The 15,794-nt window shown below is 69.3% G+C and carries 12 protein-coding genes; 5 read left to right on the top strand and 7 right to left on the bottom strand.

The annotated features are described in order from the left end of the window. Window positions 1-117: 117 nt before the first annotated feature. From DFQ14_RS11080 to DFQ14_RS11070, 3 genes are read right to left on the bottom strand one after another with little or no spacing between them, the layout of a single operon-like run. Window positions 118-1,236 (bottom strand): XdhC family protein, encoded by a 1,119-nt coding sequence (locus tag DFQ14_RS11080; RefSeq protein ID WP_114453163.1) that lies wholly within the window; start codon window positions 1,234-1,236, stop codon window positions 118-120. Then, window positions 1,236-2,408, bottom strand: a complete 1,173-nt coding sequence (locus tag DFQ14_RS11075; RefSeq protein WP_114453302.1) for a vWA domain-containing protein — start codon at window positions 2,406-2,408, stop codon at window positions 1,236-1,238. Before DFQ14_RS11075 ends, DFQ14_RS11080 begins: the two co-directional genes overlap by 1 nt. Window positions 2,409-2,454: 46 nt before the next feature. Beyond that, complete coding sequence (locus DFQ14_RS11070) at window positions 2,455-3,333, bottom strand: AAA family ATPase (RefSeq protein ID WP_114453301.1); 879 nt, start codon at window positions 3,331-3,333, stop codon at window positions 2,455-2,457. Between the two features lie 152 nt (window positions 3,334-3,485). Here DFQ14_RS11070 and DFQ14_RS11065 point away from each other — a divergent pair, with 152 nt between their 5' ends. Beyond that, window positions 3,486-4,043, top strand: a complete 558-nt coding sequence (locus DFQ14_RS11065; protein ID WP_114453162.1) for a suppressor of fused domain protein — start codon at window positions 3,486-3,488, stop codon at window positions 4,041-4,043. Window positions 4,044-4,067: 24 nt separating this feature from the next. Here DFQ14_RS11065 and DFQ14_RS11060 read toward each other — a convergent pair whose 3' ends face one another. The 4 genes from DFQ14_RS11060 to DFQ14_RS11045 form a co-directional block, all read right to left on the bottom strand. Next, window positions 4,068-6,026 (bottom strand): glycoside hydrolase family 84 protein, encoded by a 1,959-nt coding sequence (locus DFQ14_RS11060; protein WP_114453300.1) that lies wholly within the window; start codon window positions 6,024-6,026, stop codon window positions 4,068-4,070. A gap of 331 nt (window positions 6,027-6,357) precedes the next feature. Further along, window positions 6,358-8,007 carry a chaperonin GroEL gene (groL, locus tag DFQ14_RS11055; RefSeq protein ID WP_114453161.1) on the bottom strand — a complete coding sequence of 550 codons (1,650 nt, stop codon included), beginning with the start codon at window positions 8,005-8,007 and terminating at the stop codon, window positions 6,358-6,360. Between the two features lie 253 nt (window positions 8,008-8,260). Beyond that, window positions 8,261-9,553 carry a serine/threonine-protein kinase gene (locus DFQ14_RS11050; protein WP_114453160.1) on the bottom strand — a complete coding sequence of 431 codons (1,293 nt, stop codon included), beginning with the start codon at window positions 9,551-9,553 and terminating at the stop codon, window positions 8,261-8,263. Window positions 9,554-9,721: 168 nt separating this feature from the next. Next, entirely contained in the window at window positions 9,722-9,925 is a 204-nt protein-coding gene (locus DFQ14_RS11045; RefSeq protein WP_114453159.1) for a cold-shock protein, read from the bottom strand. Between the two features lie 279 nt (window positions 9,926-10,204). Here DFQ14_RS11045 and moeA point away from each other — a divergent pair, with 279 nt between their 5' ends. The 4 genes from moeA to pssA all read left to right on the top strand — a co-directional run bounded on the left by moeA (window position 10,205) and on the right by pssA (window position 15,786). Beyond that, a complete protein-coding gene (gene moeA / locus DFQ14_RS11040; protein WP_179951543.1) occupies window positions 10,205-11,461 on the top strand; it encodes a molybdopterin molybdotransferase MoeA in 1,257 nt (418 codons plus the stop codon). A 152-nt stretch (window positions 11,462-11,613) separates the two neighbouring features. Further along, window positions 11,614-13,593: a M48 family metallopeptidase gene (locus tag DFQ14_RS11035; RefSeq protein ID WP_114453158.1), complete on the top strand. Its 1,980-nt coding sequence runs from the start codon at window positions 11,614-11,616 to the stop codon at window positions 13,591-13,593. 514 nt (window positions 13,594-14,107) lie between these two features. Continuing rightward, window positions 14,108-14,857, top strand: a complete 750-nt coding sequence (locus DFQ14_RS11030) for a phosphatidylserine decarboxylase (RefSeq protein WP_114453157.1) — start codon at window positions 14,108-14,110, stop codon at window positions 14,855-14,857. Beyond that, window positions 14,854-15,786 carry a CDP-diacylglycerol--serine O-phosphatidyltransferase gene (gene pssA, locus DFQ14_RS11025; RefSeq protein WP_114453156.1) on the top strand — a complete coding sequence of 311 codons (933 nt, stop codon included), beginning with the start codon at window positions 14,854-14,856 and terminating at the stop codon, window positions 15,784-15,786. Before DFQ14_RS11030 ends, pssA begins: the two co-directional genes overlap by 4 nt. Window positions 15,787-15,794: the final 8 nt, after the last annotated feature.

The raw sequence follows: 15,794 nt of genomic DNA, 5'->3' as shown, positions 1-15,794 counted from the left end.
TCGGTGACGGGAGTCACAAGCACTGAGCCTGCTACGTCTCGAATCCGAGAGCAACCCCACACGCGAGCGAAAAACATGATCACTGTGCGAGATCACCGAACATCGACGCCCGGCGAGTCAGGCACCGTGGTGAATCGGCCCCTCGCCATCGGAGAGCCGGACACCGCGTCCGCCCCAGCGCAGGGCGATCAGCTCCGCCGCGATGGACACCGCCGTCTCCTCCGGTGTGCGCGCACCGAGATCGAGCCCGATCGGCGAGGACAGCGTCGCCAGCTCGCTGTCGGCAAGCCCCTTCTCCCGCAGCCTGCGCAGCCGCTCGGAGTGCGTGCGGCGGGATCCCATCGCACCGACATAGGCCAGCGGCTGCCGCAACGCGACCTCCAGCACCGGCACGTCGAACTTCGGATCGTGCGTCAGCACCATCACCGCACTGCGCTCGTCGAGCCGCCCGGCCTCGATCTCTCCGGCCAGGTACCGGTGCGGCCAGTCGACCACCACCTCGTCGACATCGGGAAAGCGGCTGCGGGTGGCGAAAACCGACCGGGCATCGCACACCGTCACCCGGTAACCGAGGAAGGAACCCATGCGCGCCATCGCGGCTGCGAAGTCGATCGCACCGAACACGAGCATCCGGGGCGGCGGCTCGAACGAGTTGACGAAGACCCGCAGCCCCTCACCGCGCCGCTGCCCGTCGGCACCGTACTCGAGCACACCGCTGCGCCCGCTCGCGAGCAACCCCCGGGCATCGTCGAGCACCGCGTCGTCGATGCGGCTCGAACCGAGCCCGCCGCTGGACCGGTCGTTCCACACCAGCAGGCGGGAGCCGACGAGCTCCGAGTCCGGGTGCTCGACCACCGTGACCACGGCGACCGGTTCTTCCGCGCGCACCGAGGCGGCCAGCTTGTCCAGCTCCGGAAACGATCGGCAGTCGATCCGCTCCACGAAGACGTCGATGATGCCGCCACAGGTCAGCCCCACGGCGAAGGCGTCATCATCGCTGACGCCGTAGCGCTGCAACTCCGGAGGATCACCCCCGAGAGCACCGGTGGCCCGCTCGTGGACCGCTCCCTCGACGCAGCCGCCCGACACGCTGCCGACGACATCACCGTCGCCGGTCACCAACATCGCAGCACCGGCCGGGCGCGGTGCCGACCGGAAAGTGGCCACGACGGTGCCCAGCCCCACCGGTTTCCCCGCCCGCCAGTGCCGTTCCACCTCGTCGAGCACGTCACGCACTACGCACCTCCGACTTCCTGCCGTGTCTGTCGCTCCTCGGCGGACGGAACGCCCGCGGTCCGGTGGTGAGTGGCCAGACGACGGACCCACCACCACAATTCCTGCAACGCCCGCAGGCTGTGCCCGGCAACCAGGTGATCCACGTGTGGCCACGCGGCCGCGATCCCCGACTGCACCGGCTCGTAGCCGGCCCGGCCCGCGTGCGGATTCACCCACACCACGGCATGGGCCAGCCGCCGCAGCCGAAGCATCTGCTCGGCGAGCAGGGCAGTATCGCCTCGCTCCCATCCGTCGGAGAACAGCACCACCACCGCTCGCCGAGCAACCCCCCGCTGTCCCCACCGGTCCAGGAACGCCCGCAGTGTCTCCCCCAGCCGGGTTCCGCCCGAGAAATCCGGTACCGCTGCTCCCGCCGCAGCCAGCGCGCGTTCCGGATCGCGCTGCCGCAACTGCCTGCTCACGCGGGTCATTCGAGTGCCCAGCGTGAACACCTCGGTCTCGGCCGGTGATCGGCGCATCACCACGTGCGCGAAACGCAGCAGCGCATCGGCGTAGGGATTCATCGACCCGGACACGTCGATCAGCATCACCACCCGGCGCGTTCGCCTCGCCCGGTGATGCCGGGGCAACCGCATCGGCTCACCGCCCGTACGCAGGAGCGCCCGCATCGTCGCGCGAGGATCGAGGTTTCCGCGCCGGAACGGTTTCCGCCGCAGCGAGGGACGCAGCGGCGGATCGAGGCTCAACTCGGCGAGCATCCTGCGCAGGTGCTCACGCTCCTCGGCGCTGAGCTCGGACAGGTCACGGGAGCGCAGCGTCTCGACGTCACCGGCCGCCGTCGCGAGCGGCTCGGCGTCGTCGGTACCGGCCTCGCGCGAGGTCAGGGCCGCGCTGCGGGCCCGCTTCTCCGTGGCCGGTCCGGACACCGGCGCGGGCATGTCCGCGCCACCGAACCAGTAGTCGAAGGCGGCGTCGAAGCGCGGCAGGTCCTCCGGATCGGTGCACAATGTGAGACGACCCGCCCAGTACAGCCGGGATCGGTCGGCGAATCCCACGTGCTCGGTCGCGGCCAGGAATGCCCGGACCCGATCGGGGCCGCAGTTCACTCCCGCATGCCGCAGCGCACGAGCGAACCCCACCAGCCCGTCCACTGTGTGCCCCGCATCACCCATATCCGCATTGTGCACCTGCCTGCCGGCCTTTCGGAGCCGCGATTCGCTACCGGTCGGAACCGCTTGCCCCCACGAGCCCGGCGGCACGCACCCGCTCGGCATCCTCGCGGTACTTCAACACCGCGCCGAGGGTGCGTGCCGCGACCTCGGTGTCGAGTTCGTCGGCGCCGAGTGCGAGCAGGGCCTGCGCCCAGTCCAGCGCCTCGGCGACCCCGGGCGGTTTCAGCAGGTCCGCCTGCCGCATCCGCTGCACCGCATCGGCGACCTGCTCCGCCAGCCGCGCCTCCAGCCCCGGCAAGCGGCGACGCAGGATCGCCACCTCCCGTTGCAGGTCCGGATGTTCCAGCCAGTGGTACAGGCAGCGGCGCTTCAGCGCGTCGTGCACCTCGCGGGTCCGGTTCGACGTGAGCAGCACCAGCGGCGGTTCCTGTGCGACGACCGCGCCGTACTCCGGGATGCTCACCGAATATTCCGACAGCATCTCCAGCAGGAACGCCTCGAACTCGTCGTCGGCGCGGTCGATCTCGTCGACGAGCAGCACGCACGGGGACTCCTGCAGGGCACGCAGCAGCGGGCGAGTCAGCAGGAAGCGGGAGGTGTACAGCGATGCCTCCGCCTCCTGCACATCCAGCGCCCCCTCCGAAGCCGCTTCCAGCGTGCGCAGGTGCAGCAGTTGGCGCGGAAAGTCCCAGTCGTAGAGAGCCTGGGCCGCATCGATGCCCTCGTGACACTGCAGCCGGATCAGGTCGAGATCGAGCGCGCTCGCCAGCGCCTGCGCGAGCGCGGTCTTACCGGTACCCGGTTCGCCCTCGCACAGCAGCGGGCGGCGCATCCGCCAGGCGAGGAAAGCGGCCGTGGCGATCCCGTCATCCGGCAGGTAACCCGTTCCCTGCAGTGCGGCCGCCACTTCGGCCGGATTTTCCATCCCGCGTGCACCATCCTCGTCGACCATGTCGCGAGCGTATTCGATCGAGCACGCATGGCGCCCGGACCGGGCGGTGCGCGCAGGGGCGCCGGGAGACGACGAAGATTCACACGCCATACTGATCCGGTGGCAGTGTCCAGGCGAGGTGGAGTATGAGCCGGTTCAGCGAATTTCCCGCACATGTCGAGGCGTACCTCGGCAAGATCCGCGGCGCTGAAGGCCCGGAAACCGACGAGCGCAACCGCGGCTACCACCTGATCTACTGCGATCCCGCGCACAGCGCGCACGTCTCGGTGCTGACCAGCGGTCTGCGCTCGCACACCGCGGGCGCCCCGCTGCCCCACGAGGTCGTGTGCACGTTGCATGCCGACCAGGAGCGCTACGCCCGGCACCTCACCGGGTCGATCGCCGAACTGCTCACCGAATCGGAAAGCCGGGTCGGCCCCGGCGCACTCATCACCAACGACCGGATACTGCTGCCGGACACCGAGATCTGCGGCGCACTGGCTGCCCCGCATCCCTACCTCGGCGAGGATTTCGACGTGTTGCGCGACGCGGACGGAACGGCGGTGCTGCGCATCATCACGCTCATCCCGATCACCCGGGGCGAGGCGCAGCTCGTCGCCCGCTACGGCAGCGACGTGCTCTACGACCGCTGGGAGCAGCACGGCAGCGACCTGCTCAGCGTGTACCGCACCGCGGTCGGCTGAGCAGGCCGCCCCGCCGAGGAAGGCTCATCGCAACTCGGGTGCCTGCCGGATGAAGGTGTCGAGGACACCGTCGGCAACGCGAACCGGACCCTGCGGCAGGGTCTCCCCCGGGACGGTGCGGACCGACCCGGCGCGATCGGCCAGGTCGGCGGCCTCGCCGAAGTACCTGCGGGCGGCGGCCTCGTCGCCGTCCAGGCGCGCACGCAGACCGTCCACAGTAGCCAGGAGAGAGTCGCCCCACAGGTCGGTGGCCTGCAACCACGGGGTCGCGTCCGAGACGAAATTCTGCGCTGCCCCCTCCCGGATCCGCTCGGGAGCACCGGCGATCTTCTCCGCGTACCCGCGCAGCTGCCGCAGTGCGGCGCTGCGGTCACCACCGCGCCACGCCGCGCGGAACTCGTCGAGGCGGCGTGCGAGTTCCGGAGCGGGCGCCAGCCACGGCTCACCGCTGGGCAGCGGGGCCATGTGGTTGAGGTCGAAGAAGACCATCAGGGCCTCGACCGTTTCCGGGTCGGGTCGCAGGGCCTGCTCGTCACCGGCGAAACGGTCGCCCGCGAGGTGTTCGGCGGCCGCGTGCCAGGCCCGCTGCGGGTCGAAGTCCGCGCTGTTCCAGGCCAAGCCGGCCGCACCGATCTCGACGACCTTGCTGGCGGCGGCCTGGTTCATCGGATTGACCACCAGGCCGGACAGGTGCTCGTGCAGACCACTCCGGCGCTGCGCATAGGGTCCGAGCAGGAGCCGCCCCGTCGACCCGTCGAAGTCGTTGACCGGGTAGTTGTCCCACAGCATCACCTTGCGGCCCCACACCTGTGCGGCCCTGCGCGCGTCGGCGACCGTGACCTCGTCCGGGATCACCCCGACACCGGTCCACATCACCTGCACTCGCGGATCGAGTTGCGTGCGCAGCGCCGTCTTGTACGGCGAGTCCTCGACGTCGGAGTACTCCGTGGGAACCGTCTGCAGTGGCTGCGTGTCCGGGTGAGTGTCGATGAACTCCCGCTGCACCCGGTTGAGCAGATCCGCCTGCGCCCGGCCCGCGGCGTCGGGCGAGGGAGGGCCGTACTCGGCGCGGTCGGCGGAACAGTTCCACTCGGTGTAGGAGATGTCGTCCAGCGGGACGGAGAAGCTGCGCACTCCCGCGTCGTACAGTTGCTGCAGCTTCGCCCGCAGCGCGTCGAAGTCCGCGGGATCGCTGTAGCAGATCGACGTCCCGGGCGACAGTGCGAAGGTGAACGTCACGTGATGCGCTGCGGCCTGGCCGATCAATTCCCCGAGCCGGGCCAGCTTCTCCCGCGGATACGGCTCCCGCCACAGCCGGCGATGGTACGGATCGTCCTTCGGCGCGTAGATGTAGGTGTTGAGCTTGACCTCTCCGTAGAAGGCGAGCTGATCCATCCGCTCGGCGTGCGTCCACGGGCTGCCGTAGAAGCCCTCGATCGTGCCGCGCGTGGACATCTGCGGCTTGTCCACGATCCCGACCCCGGCGATCCGGCCGGGTGTGGCCAGCTGGCGCAGGGTCTGCACGGCGTAGTACGCCCCGGCGGAATCGCCGGCACCGAGCACCAGCGTCGGATCATCGCCGCCTCGTGCGGCGAGCACGTATCCCTCGGGCGGCAACGGTGGGGGCGGAACCGAGAAGCCGACGTGTTGTATCCCCTTGACCACGCTCGGAGCTTTCCGGTGGCCGAGGCGCATGCTCAGCGTCGCGCCGTCCACGGCAGGTCCCGGCTCGCGGACGACGACGTGGGACGCCCCGGCCGATCGCAGAACCCGCACCGCCAACTCGCGCGTCGGCCGGTCCACGAGGGGGTCCACCACCACCTCGACCGTGCCCCGCACCCGGACATCCTGTCCCAGCCTGGTCATGGTCCGCGGTTGCGGGGTCACCTGCGGCAGGTCCGCCTGCCCGCCCGAGTCCGCGGACGGCGAGGCCTGCGGCGAGGACGATGTGGCGGGCACAGGAGCGTTGTTGCTGCACCCCATCACCACGGCGAGCACGATGCACAGCAGCGACGCCGACACCGCCGGGCGGTGGACACTGCGCCGGAACCTCCCACCCACGGTGCCTCCTCGCTTCCTACCCGTTGCCCGGGCTTTTTCACCTTGTCGCCGTGGTCACGGTAACCGAACCGTTACCGATCTCGTTCCGGGCATGCGGGCAAAGAACACCTCCCCGCTTCGCGCGCGAAGGAGTACCCATGCGAAAAGGGCCGCCCCATGATGGGACGGCCCTTTTCTGCGGCTGTACGCCGGTACCGGCGGTGCGCCGCGGCGCGGTGGCCGGGCACGCACAGGCAGCTTCGGTGAGCAGGGCTCACATCATGCCGCCCATGCCTCCCATACCACCCATGCCGCCGGTCGGGTCGGCAGCGGCCTCGCCGCCACCGTTCTTCTCCGGCTTGTCGGCGACCACGGCCTCCGTGGTCAGGAACAGTCCGGCGATGGAGGCGGCGTTCTGCAGCGCCGACCGGGTGACCTTGGCCGGGTCGATGATGCCGGCCTGCACCAGGTCCTCGTACTCGCCGGTGGCTGCGTTGAAGCCGTGCCCGGAAGCCAGGCCCTTCACCTTCTCGGCGACGACGCCGCCCTCGAGGCCGGAGTTGACGGCGATCTGCTTCAGCGGACCCTCGACGGCGAGCCGGACGCTGTTGGCACCGGTGGCCTCGTCGCCCTCCAGCTTGAGGCCGTCGAACGCGGCCACGGCGGCCTGCAGCAGCGCCACACCGCCACCCGCGAGGACACCCTCCTCGACGGCGGCCTTGGCGTTGCGGACCGCGTCCTCGATGCGGTGCTTGCGCTCCTTGAGCTCGACCTCGGTCGCCGCACCGGCCTTGATGACGGCCACGCCACCGGCCAGCTTGGCCAGCCGCTCCTGCAGCTTCTCGCGGTCGTAGTCGGAGTCCGAGCGCTCGATCTCGGCGCGGATCTCGTTGACCCGGCCGGAAATCTGCTCGTCGTCACCGACACCCTCGACGATGGTGGTCTCGTCCTTGGTCACGACGACCTTGCGGGCGCGGCCGAGCATGTCGAGCTCGGCGTTGTCCAGCTTGAGGCCGACCTCCTCGCTGATGACCTGACCACCGGTGAGGATGGCCATGTCCTGCAGCATCGCCTTGCGGCGGTCACCGAAGCCGGGAGCCTTGACCGCGACCGACTTGAAGGTGCCCCGCATCTTGTTGACCACCAGGGTCGCCAGGGCCTCGCCCTCGACGTCCTCGCAGATGATCAGCAGCGGCTTGTTGGACTGCATGACCTTCTCCAGCAGCGGGAGGAGGTCCTTGATGTTGGAGATCTTCGAGCTCAGCAGCAGGATGTAGGGGTCGTCCAGCGACGCCTCCATCCGCTCCTGGTCGGTGACGAAGTACGGCGAGATGTAGCCCTTGTCGAAGCGCATACCCTCGGTGAGCTCGAGCTCGAGCCCGAAGGTGTTGCTCTCCTCGACGGTGATGACGCCTTCCTTGCCGACCTTGTCCATCGACTCGGCGATGAGCTCACCGATCTGGGCGTCTCCGGCGGAAATCGCGGCCGTGGCGCCGATCTGGTCCTTGGTCTCGATTTCCTTGGCGTTCTTGAGCAGCTGCTCGGAGACCGCCTCGGTGGCCTTCTCGATGCCCCGCTTGAGAGCGGTCGGGCTGGCGCCGGCGGCGACGTTGCGCAGGCCCTCGCGCACCAGCGCCTGGGCCAGCACGGTGGCGGTCGTGGTGCCGTCACCCGCGACGTCGTCGGTCTTCTTGGCGACCTCCTTGACGAGCTCGGCCCCGATCTTCTCCCAGGGGTCCTCGAGCTCGATCTCCTTGGCGATGGAGACGCCGTCGTTGGTGATGGTCGGCGCGCCCCACTTCTTCTCGAGCACGACGTTGCGGCCCTTCGGGCCGAGCGTCACCTTGACGGCGTCGGCGAGGGTGTTCATGCCGCGCTCAAGACCGCGGCGGGCGTCCTCGTCGAACGCGATCATCTTGGCCATTGCGGTGTGGTCCTCCACCTGTCTGGACGCCGCGGAGGTACATCCACCCCCACGGCAGGACTCGATGCTCGGCCAGGCGCGGTGCCCGCGACGGACGACCTCTCCGGCGTATCGTCGGGTGACACTCCGGATTCGGCCTCACCGTCCCGACCTGGCACTCAACCCTACTGAGTGCCAGTTCCGTGTTTAGCACTCTCTCATCCTGAGTGCAAGCCGATGGCTTTCCCGCCCCGTCGCTCGCACGAGTGAGACATCAGACCCCGTACGTGGGCACCGACGGCGGCAGATCCCCACCGTTGTACGGCCCGTTCTCGAACGAGGAGTCCCCGGAAGGACCGAACGGGGATTCGGGACGCGAGCCACCGGAACCGACCGAGGCCGCCATGCTGATGAACAGCACCACGATCACGATCGCCGCCACGGAAGCCAGCAACGGCACCAGCCAGCGCGCCGTGCTCCCCGCGTTGCCCGCGAGCGCCACGGGCCGCGGGGAAACCCCGGCCTGCAGGGGCGTACCCGGCGGCGGCATCCCCGGTGCCTGCTGGAACGGCCGAGGCGGTGCCTCCGGGAATGATCGGGAGACACCCCCGACCGGGGACGGCCCGACCGGAGGCGGTGACAGCGGTGGAACCGCCGGAGCCGGCACACTCCCCGCGGCGCGGCCGGCAGGGGTTTCCGGGCCGGGCCGGAAACCCTGCGGGGCCGGTGGCCGGCCCACCGGTGCGCATGCCTCCCGCGCCGCCGCGATCAGTTCCCTGCAGTTCGCGTAACGCTGCTCGGGGTCTTTGGCCATCCCGCGACGCAACACCCCGTCGATCCCCACGGGCAGTGCCACGTGGGCGGTGGCCGGAGGCGGCTCGGAATGAAGATGGCCGCGAATCACGTCCTGCACCTGGCCGAGGAAGGGTGGTCTGCCGGTCAGGCAGGCGAAGAGCATGCAGGCCAGCGCGTACAGGTCGGTGCGCCCGTCGACGGGTCGTCCCCGCAGATGCTCCGGACTCGCATAGGTCGGGGTGCCCAGGAAGTCACCATTGCTCGTGCGATGTCCGACCGCCCCGCGCCGAGTCAGCCCGAAGTCGGCGAGATAGACGTGCTCGTACGAGGACTCACGTGCGGTCACCAGAACGTTGGCCGGCTTCAGATCCAGGTGCACCAGACCTCGCTCGTGCAGCACGTCCAGCGCTTCACCGACCTGACCGAGCAGCTCCAGCACCCGCTGCGGCGGAAGAGGCCCCTCGGAGATCAGGCTCGCCAGGTCGAAACCGTCGACCAGGCGCATCGCGATGTAGAGCCTCCCGTCGACCTCGCCGAAGTCGTACAGCGGCACGATGTTGGCGTGGTCGATGGCGGAGGTGTTGCGAGCTTCGTCGACGAATCGCTCGCGGAGCTCGGCATCACCGGTGACGTGCTCACCCATGACCTTGAGCGCGACCGTGCGCCCCAGCCGGACGTCGGTGGCACGGTACAGGGTGCTCATCCCGCCACGGCCGAGCACTTCGTCGATCTCGTAGTGGCCGAGGCGGCGCCCGGTGAGGTCTTCCGACACGCCGGGCAGCCTAGCGGTCTCCGTGCGCGTGCGGGCACCGGTTCCCACGGCGGGACCACCAGGAAAGCGGATACCCGGCCGGCGGCCCGACACAGGAGGACGGCCCGGTCACCGTGACCGGGCCGTCCTCCTGTGGTACCAGGCTCGAGCCGTCAGTGATTCTCCGTGTCAGAGCTTGCGGACGCCGTCGGCTTGGCTGCGACCATCACGTCCCGCCTTCACCTCGTATTCGACTCGATCGCCCTCGTCGAGGGTCCGAAACCCGGACATGTTGATCGCGGAGTAGTGAACGAAGACATCGGACCCACCGTCGGTGGCGATGAACCCGTACCCCTTCTCGGAGTTGAACCATTTGACCGTGCCGACCGCCACGGCGTCCTCCTCGTGACAATGTGATGCACGACGCTTCCAGCGCCGATGGAGCAAGCCACACGCTACCCGAGACGGAGAGGTTCGTCGCGTTCTCAGCAGGGAAAATTGGCTCTCGGCGCTGATCCGAACGGGTATTTTTCACCAACACTCGGAGTAATGTTCCCAGCATTTCGGGGGCGCTCCGGCACCACGGTGGGTTGTGCGACACACGAGCCGCACGAAGCCGCCACGGTACGACCCGACGTATCACCGAGGCCGGTGCAGACAGCACAGCACTCCATGACGGATCATCGGTCCGTGACGAACGCTACCCCCTCCCCACGGCTGGTCCCGGTCACCGAGCACGAGCAGAGAGTTTCGGCGCTGCTGACACCGACCCCCGTCGACTCCCGGGCGCTCGACGAGTGCCTCGGACTCGCGCTCGCCGAGGACGTCACGGCACCGATCCCGCTACCACCGTTCGACAACTCCGCGATGGACGGGTACGCGGTCCGCTCGGCCGACCTCGCCGAGGTCGACGAGCAGCATCCGGTGACACTGCCGGTCACGGCCGACATCCCGGCGGGTCGGGTCGAGCTGCCTGCCCTGGAGCCCGGAACCGCGCACCGCATCATGACCGGCTCCCAGGTGCCCCCCGGTGCCGACGCGACGGTTCCCGTCGAACACACCGACAGCGGCACGGAACGGGTCCGCGTGTCCACACCCGTACGAGTGGGTGCGCATCTGCGCCGGGCGGGTGAGGACGTCGCCGCGGGCGACACCGTGCTCACAGCGGGGACCACGCTGACAGCCGCGCACCTCGGCGTCGCCTCCGCCGTGGGGACTGCACAACTGTCCGTGCACCGGCCACCGCAGGTACTGGTGCTGTCCACCGGCTCGGAGCTCGTCGAGCCCGGCCTGCCCCTGCGTCCGGGACAGATCTACGAGTCCAACGGCATCATGCTCGCCGCGGCAGTGCGCCAGGCCGGTGGCAGTGCCCGGTTGCTCCGATTCGTCCCGGACGATGTCACGGCCTTCCACGAAGCACTCGCACCCCACCTGGACTCGACGGATCTGATCATCACGTCCGGTGGAGTCAGCGCGGGAGCCTATGAAGTCGTCAAGGACGCGCTGGCGGGAAGCGGTGTCGCATTCACCAAGGTCGCCATGCAGCCGGGAATGCCGCAGGGCGCGGGCAGGTACTTCACCGGCAACGGCGCCGGGACACCGGTGGTGACCCTGCCGGGCAATCCGGTCAGCGCGATGGTGTCGTTCGAGGTGTTCGTGCGCCCGGCGCTGCGCCGCGCCGCGGGACATCACACCACGCGGAGACCGTTCCGGCAGGCGGTGCTCACCGAACAGCTCGGCTCCTCCGCGGGCAAGCGCCAGTACCGCAGGGCGCGGTTCGATCCGTCATCGGGGACGGTGACCCCGGAAGGCGGTCCGGGCTCACACCTGCTGTCGTCGATGGCGTCGGCGAACTGCCTGCTCGAAGTGCCCGAGGACGCCACCGAACTTCCCTCCGGCTCGAACGTGGGCGTGTGGCTCCTCGAGTGAATCCGGGCAGGCGTCCCCCGCCTATCGTGACAGCGGTGACACAGGCAAGACCCACGACTCGTATCGCTCCGTGAACACCCTGGTCTTCACCCGAATGGGCTAGCTAGTCTGACCGGCGATCGCGGACGACCTTCAATCGGGAGTTCCTCACATTGCGTGGCCCCTGGCGCGCCGCCCTGGCGCTGGCGCTGCACATCGGCTTCTTCGCCCTGCCCTCCGCACTCGTGGTCGGCCTGTTCGGCATCGCGGCACTCGCCTATCGCTACGAGCCGGACAACGGCCTGCGTGCCGGACTGGCCACGGCCGTGGTCGCCGGCCTGATCGGCCTGGGGATGCGTACAGTGCTGCGCATCCCCACGCGCCCGCGCGGCACCTCGGTCGGCAGATCCACTCAGCCGCAACTGTGGAGCACGGTCGAGCGCATCGCCGACACGGCGGGCGTCGCAGAGCCCGACCAGATCAGGATCGTCTCCGAGCCCGGTGTGAACGTGCGCGAGGACACGGTGCTGCTCGGCCTGCACCCCCGCAAGCGCTACCTCGAGATCGGACTCCCCCTGATCGCGGGCCTGAGCGTGAGCGAGCTGCGCGCGCTGCTGGCTCACGAGCTCGGGCGCACCGGCGCAGGCAGCAAGCTCAAAGCGGCGGTCCATCGCACCACGACCGGTGTCGAGCGCACCGCGGCCGGGATGATCGGCGGACCCACCAAGTGGCTGTTCACCGGCTACGTTCGGCTCTACACCGCCGTCACGGCACCCATCATGCGCGATCTGGAATCCTCCGGGGACACCGTGGCCGCACAGCTGGAGGGCAAGCGCGTCACCACCACCGCACTACGCAAGGTCACCGGGATCGAGCTCGGCTGGCGTGACTATTCTCGCGAATACCTCAGCATGGCCGTGGCCGTGGCGCGCACTCCCGACCTGCTGCTCGGCTTCCGGGCCTTCCTGGAACACCCGGACCGCAGCAAGGAGCTCGCCGAGCGGGCCAAGCAGGCGATCTCCGACGAGAACGCCCACGGCGACCACGAGCGCACCTCCGGACTCACGGTCGGACAGCGCATCCAGGCACTCAAGCGCCTCGCCGACCGTGATGACGAGCCGGACGACCGGCCGGCGATGGCGCTGGTGCGCGAGCCGCGCCGCACCATCCCGGCGCTGGAGGACCGGCTCATGGTCGACGGGCTGGGCACCCGGGTGCCGTGGCCGGAGCTGGGGCGGATGGCCGGGGCGGCGGAAGCCGCTCACCAGGCCGCGAGACTCAGCGCCTCGGTGCTGCACAGCGGCGTGTCCTCCGACACGACCGTGGCGGGTGTCCTGGCGTGCCTGCATCAGGGGCAGGGCGCCGATCTGATCAACCCCGTGCTCGACCCCGGCCTGAATCCGGACGAGGTGGATCAGGCGGTGATCGACACCATCACCGAGCTGCTCGGAGCGGCCGTCGTCGACGCGCTCGTGTGCGCGGGTCATGCCCATCACGAGCTCGACTGGGGCGGGCCCTGCCAGGTGCGGCTGGCCCACGGTCAGCTGCTGGATCCGGACCGGCTGGTCCGACCGGCGGTCGTCGATCCACGCCTGATCCCCGGACTCCATCGCCACCTGGTTCACCTGGGAGTGCCACTGGACCACTCCCGGCCGGCCGCCGAGGAACCGGATGCGGTGCTGGCGGGGATCGTCAGTCCCGTGCGGTATTCGTCACGTCTGCACGACCTTCTGGTGACCGATCGGGGACTGCTGTTCGTGCCGAGCGCCTCCGGTCTCGTCTCCTCCTTGCTCGCCGGGGCGCTGACCCTGGTGCGGCGCAAGGAGAATCGGCAGCTCGAGAAACTGGAGAGCACACCCATCGCCGAGCTTCGCGAGCGTGCGGACGCCCAGTGGGTGGACAGCCGCGATATCGCCACGGCCCGGTTGTCGCAGCGGGGGGCGGGATGGATGTTGAGCCTGGAGCTCTACTTGGACGACTACGCCGTGTCGAAAATCGACCCGGCGGGCACGGTGCCGGGCGATGACGATCTGGCGTTGCTGGAGGTGCACAGCACCCCCGATTCCGGCGCGCGCGGAGCGCCGTACGGGGGGCTCGACAGGGTGATGGGCGCCCGGATGAGGGTGGAAGACCAACAAACCCGGGACGAGTGAGTATGATCGACCCACATTATCACCGTATGTAGCTAAATTCGTTCCCAATGTCCTCCATTAGCGGCTACGAAGTTCCCTGTGAGCTCCACTACACTGGGAAATGTGTAACAACCAGTGGATGTGAAACATCTCTGCGTTGTCCCCCTGTTTCCCTCTCGCTTGTCGACGGGAACGGGGTGGACACACCGGGTGCGTGTGCCGTCGGGGGGCGCACGGACCCAGCCGGGGGAGGCCGTCAGGGCCAACGGGGAGGTACCTGGCGGTCGCGGTTCCGGGGCGATACCGGCACTTCGGGGGTGTCGGTGTCGCCCCGGAATCATTCGGTGGCAAAGCCGGTGGCCTGCTGCGGTGATGGATACCGGTCGGTGGCCCAGCGCAGGATTTTCGAAGCAAGCTCGATGGTCGACCACCCCCTGGGGGGAATCCGCGAGCGTGTCCGCGATGCTGTAGCGGTGACGACCGCACAACGCCGGCCGCCACATCGTGACCTCCGACGCAGAGGCGAATCACCTCGATGACCACCGAGACAGACCACAAGACCAACCCGGCGGCGCATCTGGTCGAGCTCGTGCGCAGCACTGTACCGCCGATGCACCCGGCCGGGCGCCCGTTCGTGCTCGGCTCCGCCGCCGCGACGCTGCTGCTGCGCAGACTGTGGCGCCCCGCAGGCGTGCTCGGCGCGATCGCCACCGCTTGGTGTGCCTGGTTCTTCCGCGAACCACGACGCACCACTCCGAGCGCACCGGGCATCGCGGTCGCCCCGGCCGACGGCACCGTTTCGCACGTCGAGCACGCCGCTCCTCCTCCCGAACTGGGTGCGAGTGACACGCCGATGATCCGCATCAGCGTGTTCCTGACCGTCTTCGACGTGCACGTGCAACGCATCCCCGTCACCGGACGCGTGACCGGGGTTTCCTACCGGCCCGGCAAGTTCCTCTCCGCCGACCTGGACAAGGCCAGTGAGGACAACGAGCGCAACTCGATGTTGCTGCGCGACGCCGATGGCCACGAGCTCGTCGTGGTCCAGATCGCCGGCCTGGTCGCCCGCCGCATCCAAAGCTCGGTCCGCGAGGGCGATGCGGTCCAGGCAGGCCACACCTACGGCCTGATCCGCTTCGGTTCGCGCGTCGACCTCTACGTTCCCGACTCCGCTCGGATACGGGTCGAGCCGGGCCAGCGCACCATCGGCGGTGAAACCGTCCTCGCCGAGCTCCCCGCGGTGTCCGCACCCGCCGGCGAGCGCAACGAGGGCGACAACGCATGAGCGCTGTCCGCAACAATCCCGGTGTCCGCTTCCTGCCCAACGCGATCACGGTGCTGGCCATGTGCGCGGGCCTGTCGGCAGTGCAGTTCGCTCTCAGCAACCAGATCCAGGGCGCGATCGCCGCTGTCGGCGTCGCGGCGGTCCTCGACGGGCTGGACGGTCGGATAGCCCGGCTGCTCGACGCCACCACGAAGATGGGCGCGGAACTGGATTCGCTGTCCGACGCGATGTCCTTCGGCGTGGCACCGGCGCTGACCCTCTACGTGTGGCAACTGCAGGGCAACCGGATCGGCTGGGTCGTCTCGCTGGTCTTCGCGGTGTGCATGATCCTGCGCCTCGCGCGGTTCAACACCCTGCTCGACGACACCGAACAGCCCATCTTCACCAAGGAGTTCTTCGTCGGCGTACCGGCCCCCGCGGCCGGGTTGCTCGCGTTGCTGCCGCTGGTGGTGACCGCCCGCATCGGCCACGACGGCTGGTGGTCGGCCCAGCCGGTGGTCATGGTCTGGATCATGGCCATAGCGGCGCTGGCCGTCAGCCGGGTACCGACCCTGTCCCTGAAAACCGTCAAGGTGCCCGCCAGCACGGTGGCTCCGCTGCTGGTGCTGGTCGGGCTGCTCGCCGCCGGGATCATCGTGTACCCGCTGGTGTTCCTCGCGGTCGCGTTGACGCTGTACCTGGTGCACATCCCGTACGCCGTCTATCGCCACACCTGGCTGGCCAACCACCCCGAGGCCTGGGAGGCCCCGCCACGGGAACGGCGCGCGATCCGGCGGCGCACTCAGCGCCGCCTCGGGCTGCGACCGCCGCTGCGCCGCAGCGTGGCCGGCGCAGCCCGTCGAGTGCGGCTACCCCGCCGCAACGGTCACCCGGACGGGACGAGCAGGAGAAGCTGGCGCAGGATCGGGTTACGCCGCAGCCGCCGTTAAGGTGAAGT

Origin of the sequence: Halopolyspora algeriensis (genome assembly GCF_003337235.1) — a bacterium.
GTDB classification, from domain to species: domain Bacteria; phylum Actinomycetota; class Actinomycetes; order Mycobacteriales; family Pseudonocardiaceae; genus Haloactinomyces; species Haloactinomyces algeriensis.
Note: the sequence above shows the minus strand (reverse complement) of the source record. Positions and strands in the feature narration are given on the sequence as shown.

Bases quoted from the DNA above. Each gene is read 5' to 3' on its own strand.
- DFQ14_RS11075 (WP_114453302.1), bottom strand. From the start codon at position 2,408: ATGGGTGATGCGGGGCACACAGTGGACGGGCTGGTGGGGTTCGCTCGT.
- DFQ14_RS11070 (WP_114453301.1), bottom strand. From the start codon at position 3,333: ATGGAAAATCCGGCCGAAGTGGCGGCCGCACTGCAGGGAACGGGTTAC.
- DFQ14_RS11065 (WP_114453162.1), top strand. From the start codon at position 3,486: ATGAGCCGGTTCAGCGAATTTCCCGCACATGTCGAGGCGTACCTCGGC.
- DFQ14_RS11060 (WP_114453300.1), bottom strand. From the start codon at position 6,026: ATGGGGTGCAGCAACAACGCTCCTGTGCCCGCCACATCGTCCTCGCCG.
- groL (WP_114453161.1), bottom strand. From the start codon at position 8,007: ATGGCCAAGATGATCGCGTTCGACGAGGACGCCCGCCGCGGTCTTGAG.
- moeA (WP_179951543.1), top strand. From the start codon at position 10,205: ATGACGGATCATCGGTCCGTGACGAACGCTACCCCCTCCCCACGGCTG.
- DFQ14_RS11030 (WP_114453157.1), top strand. From the start codon at position 14,108: ATGACCACCGAGACAGACCACAAGACCAACCCGGCGGCGCATCTGGTC.
- pssA (WP_114453156.1), top strand. From the start codon at position 14,854: ATGAGCGCTGTCCGCAACAATCCCGGTGTCCGCTTCCTGCCCAACGCG.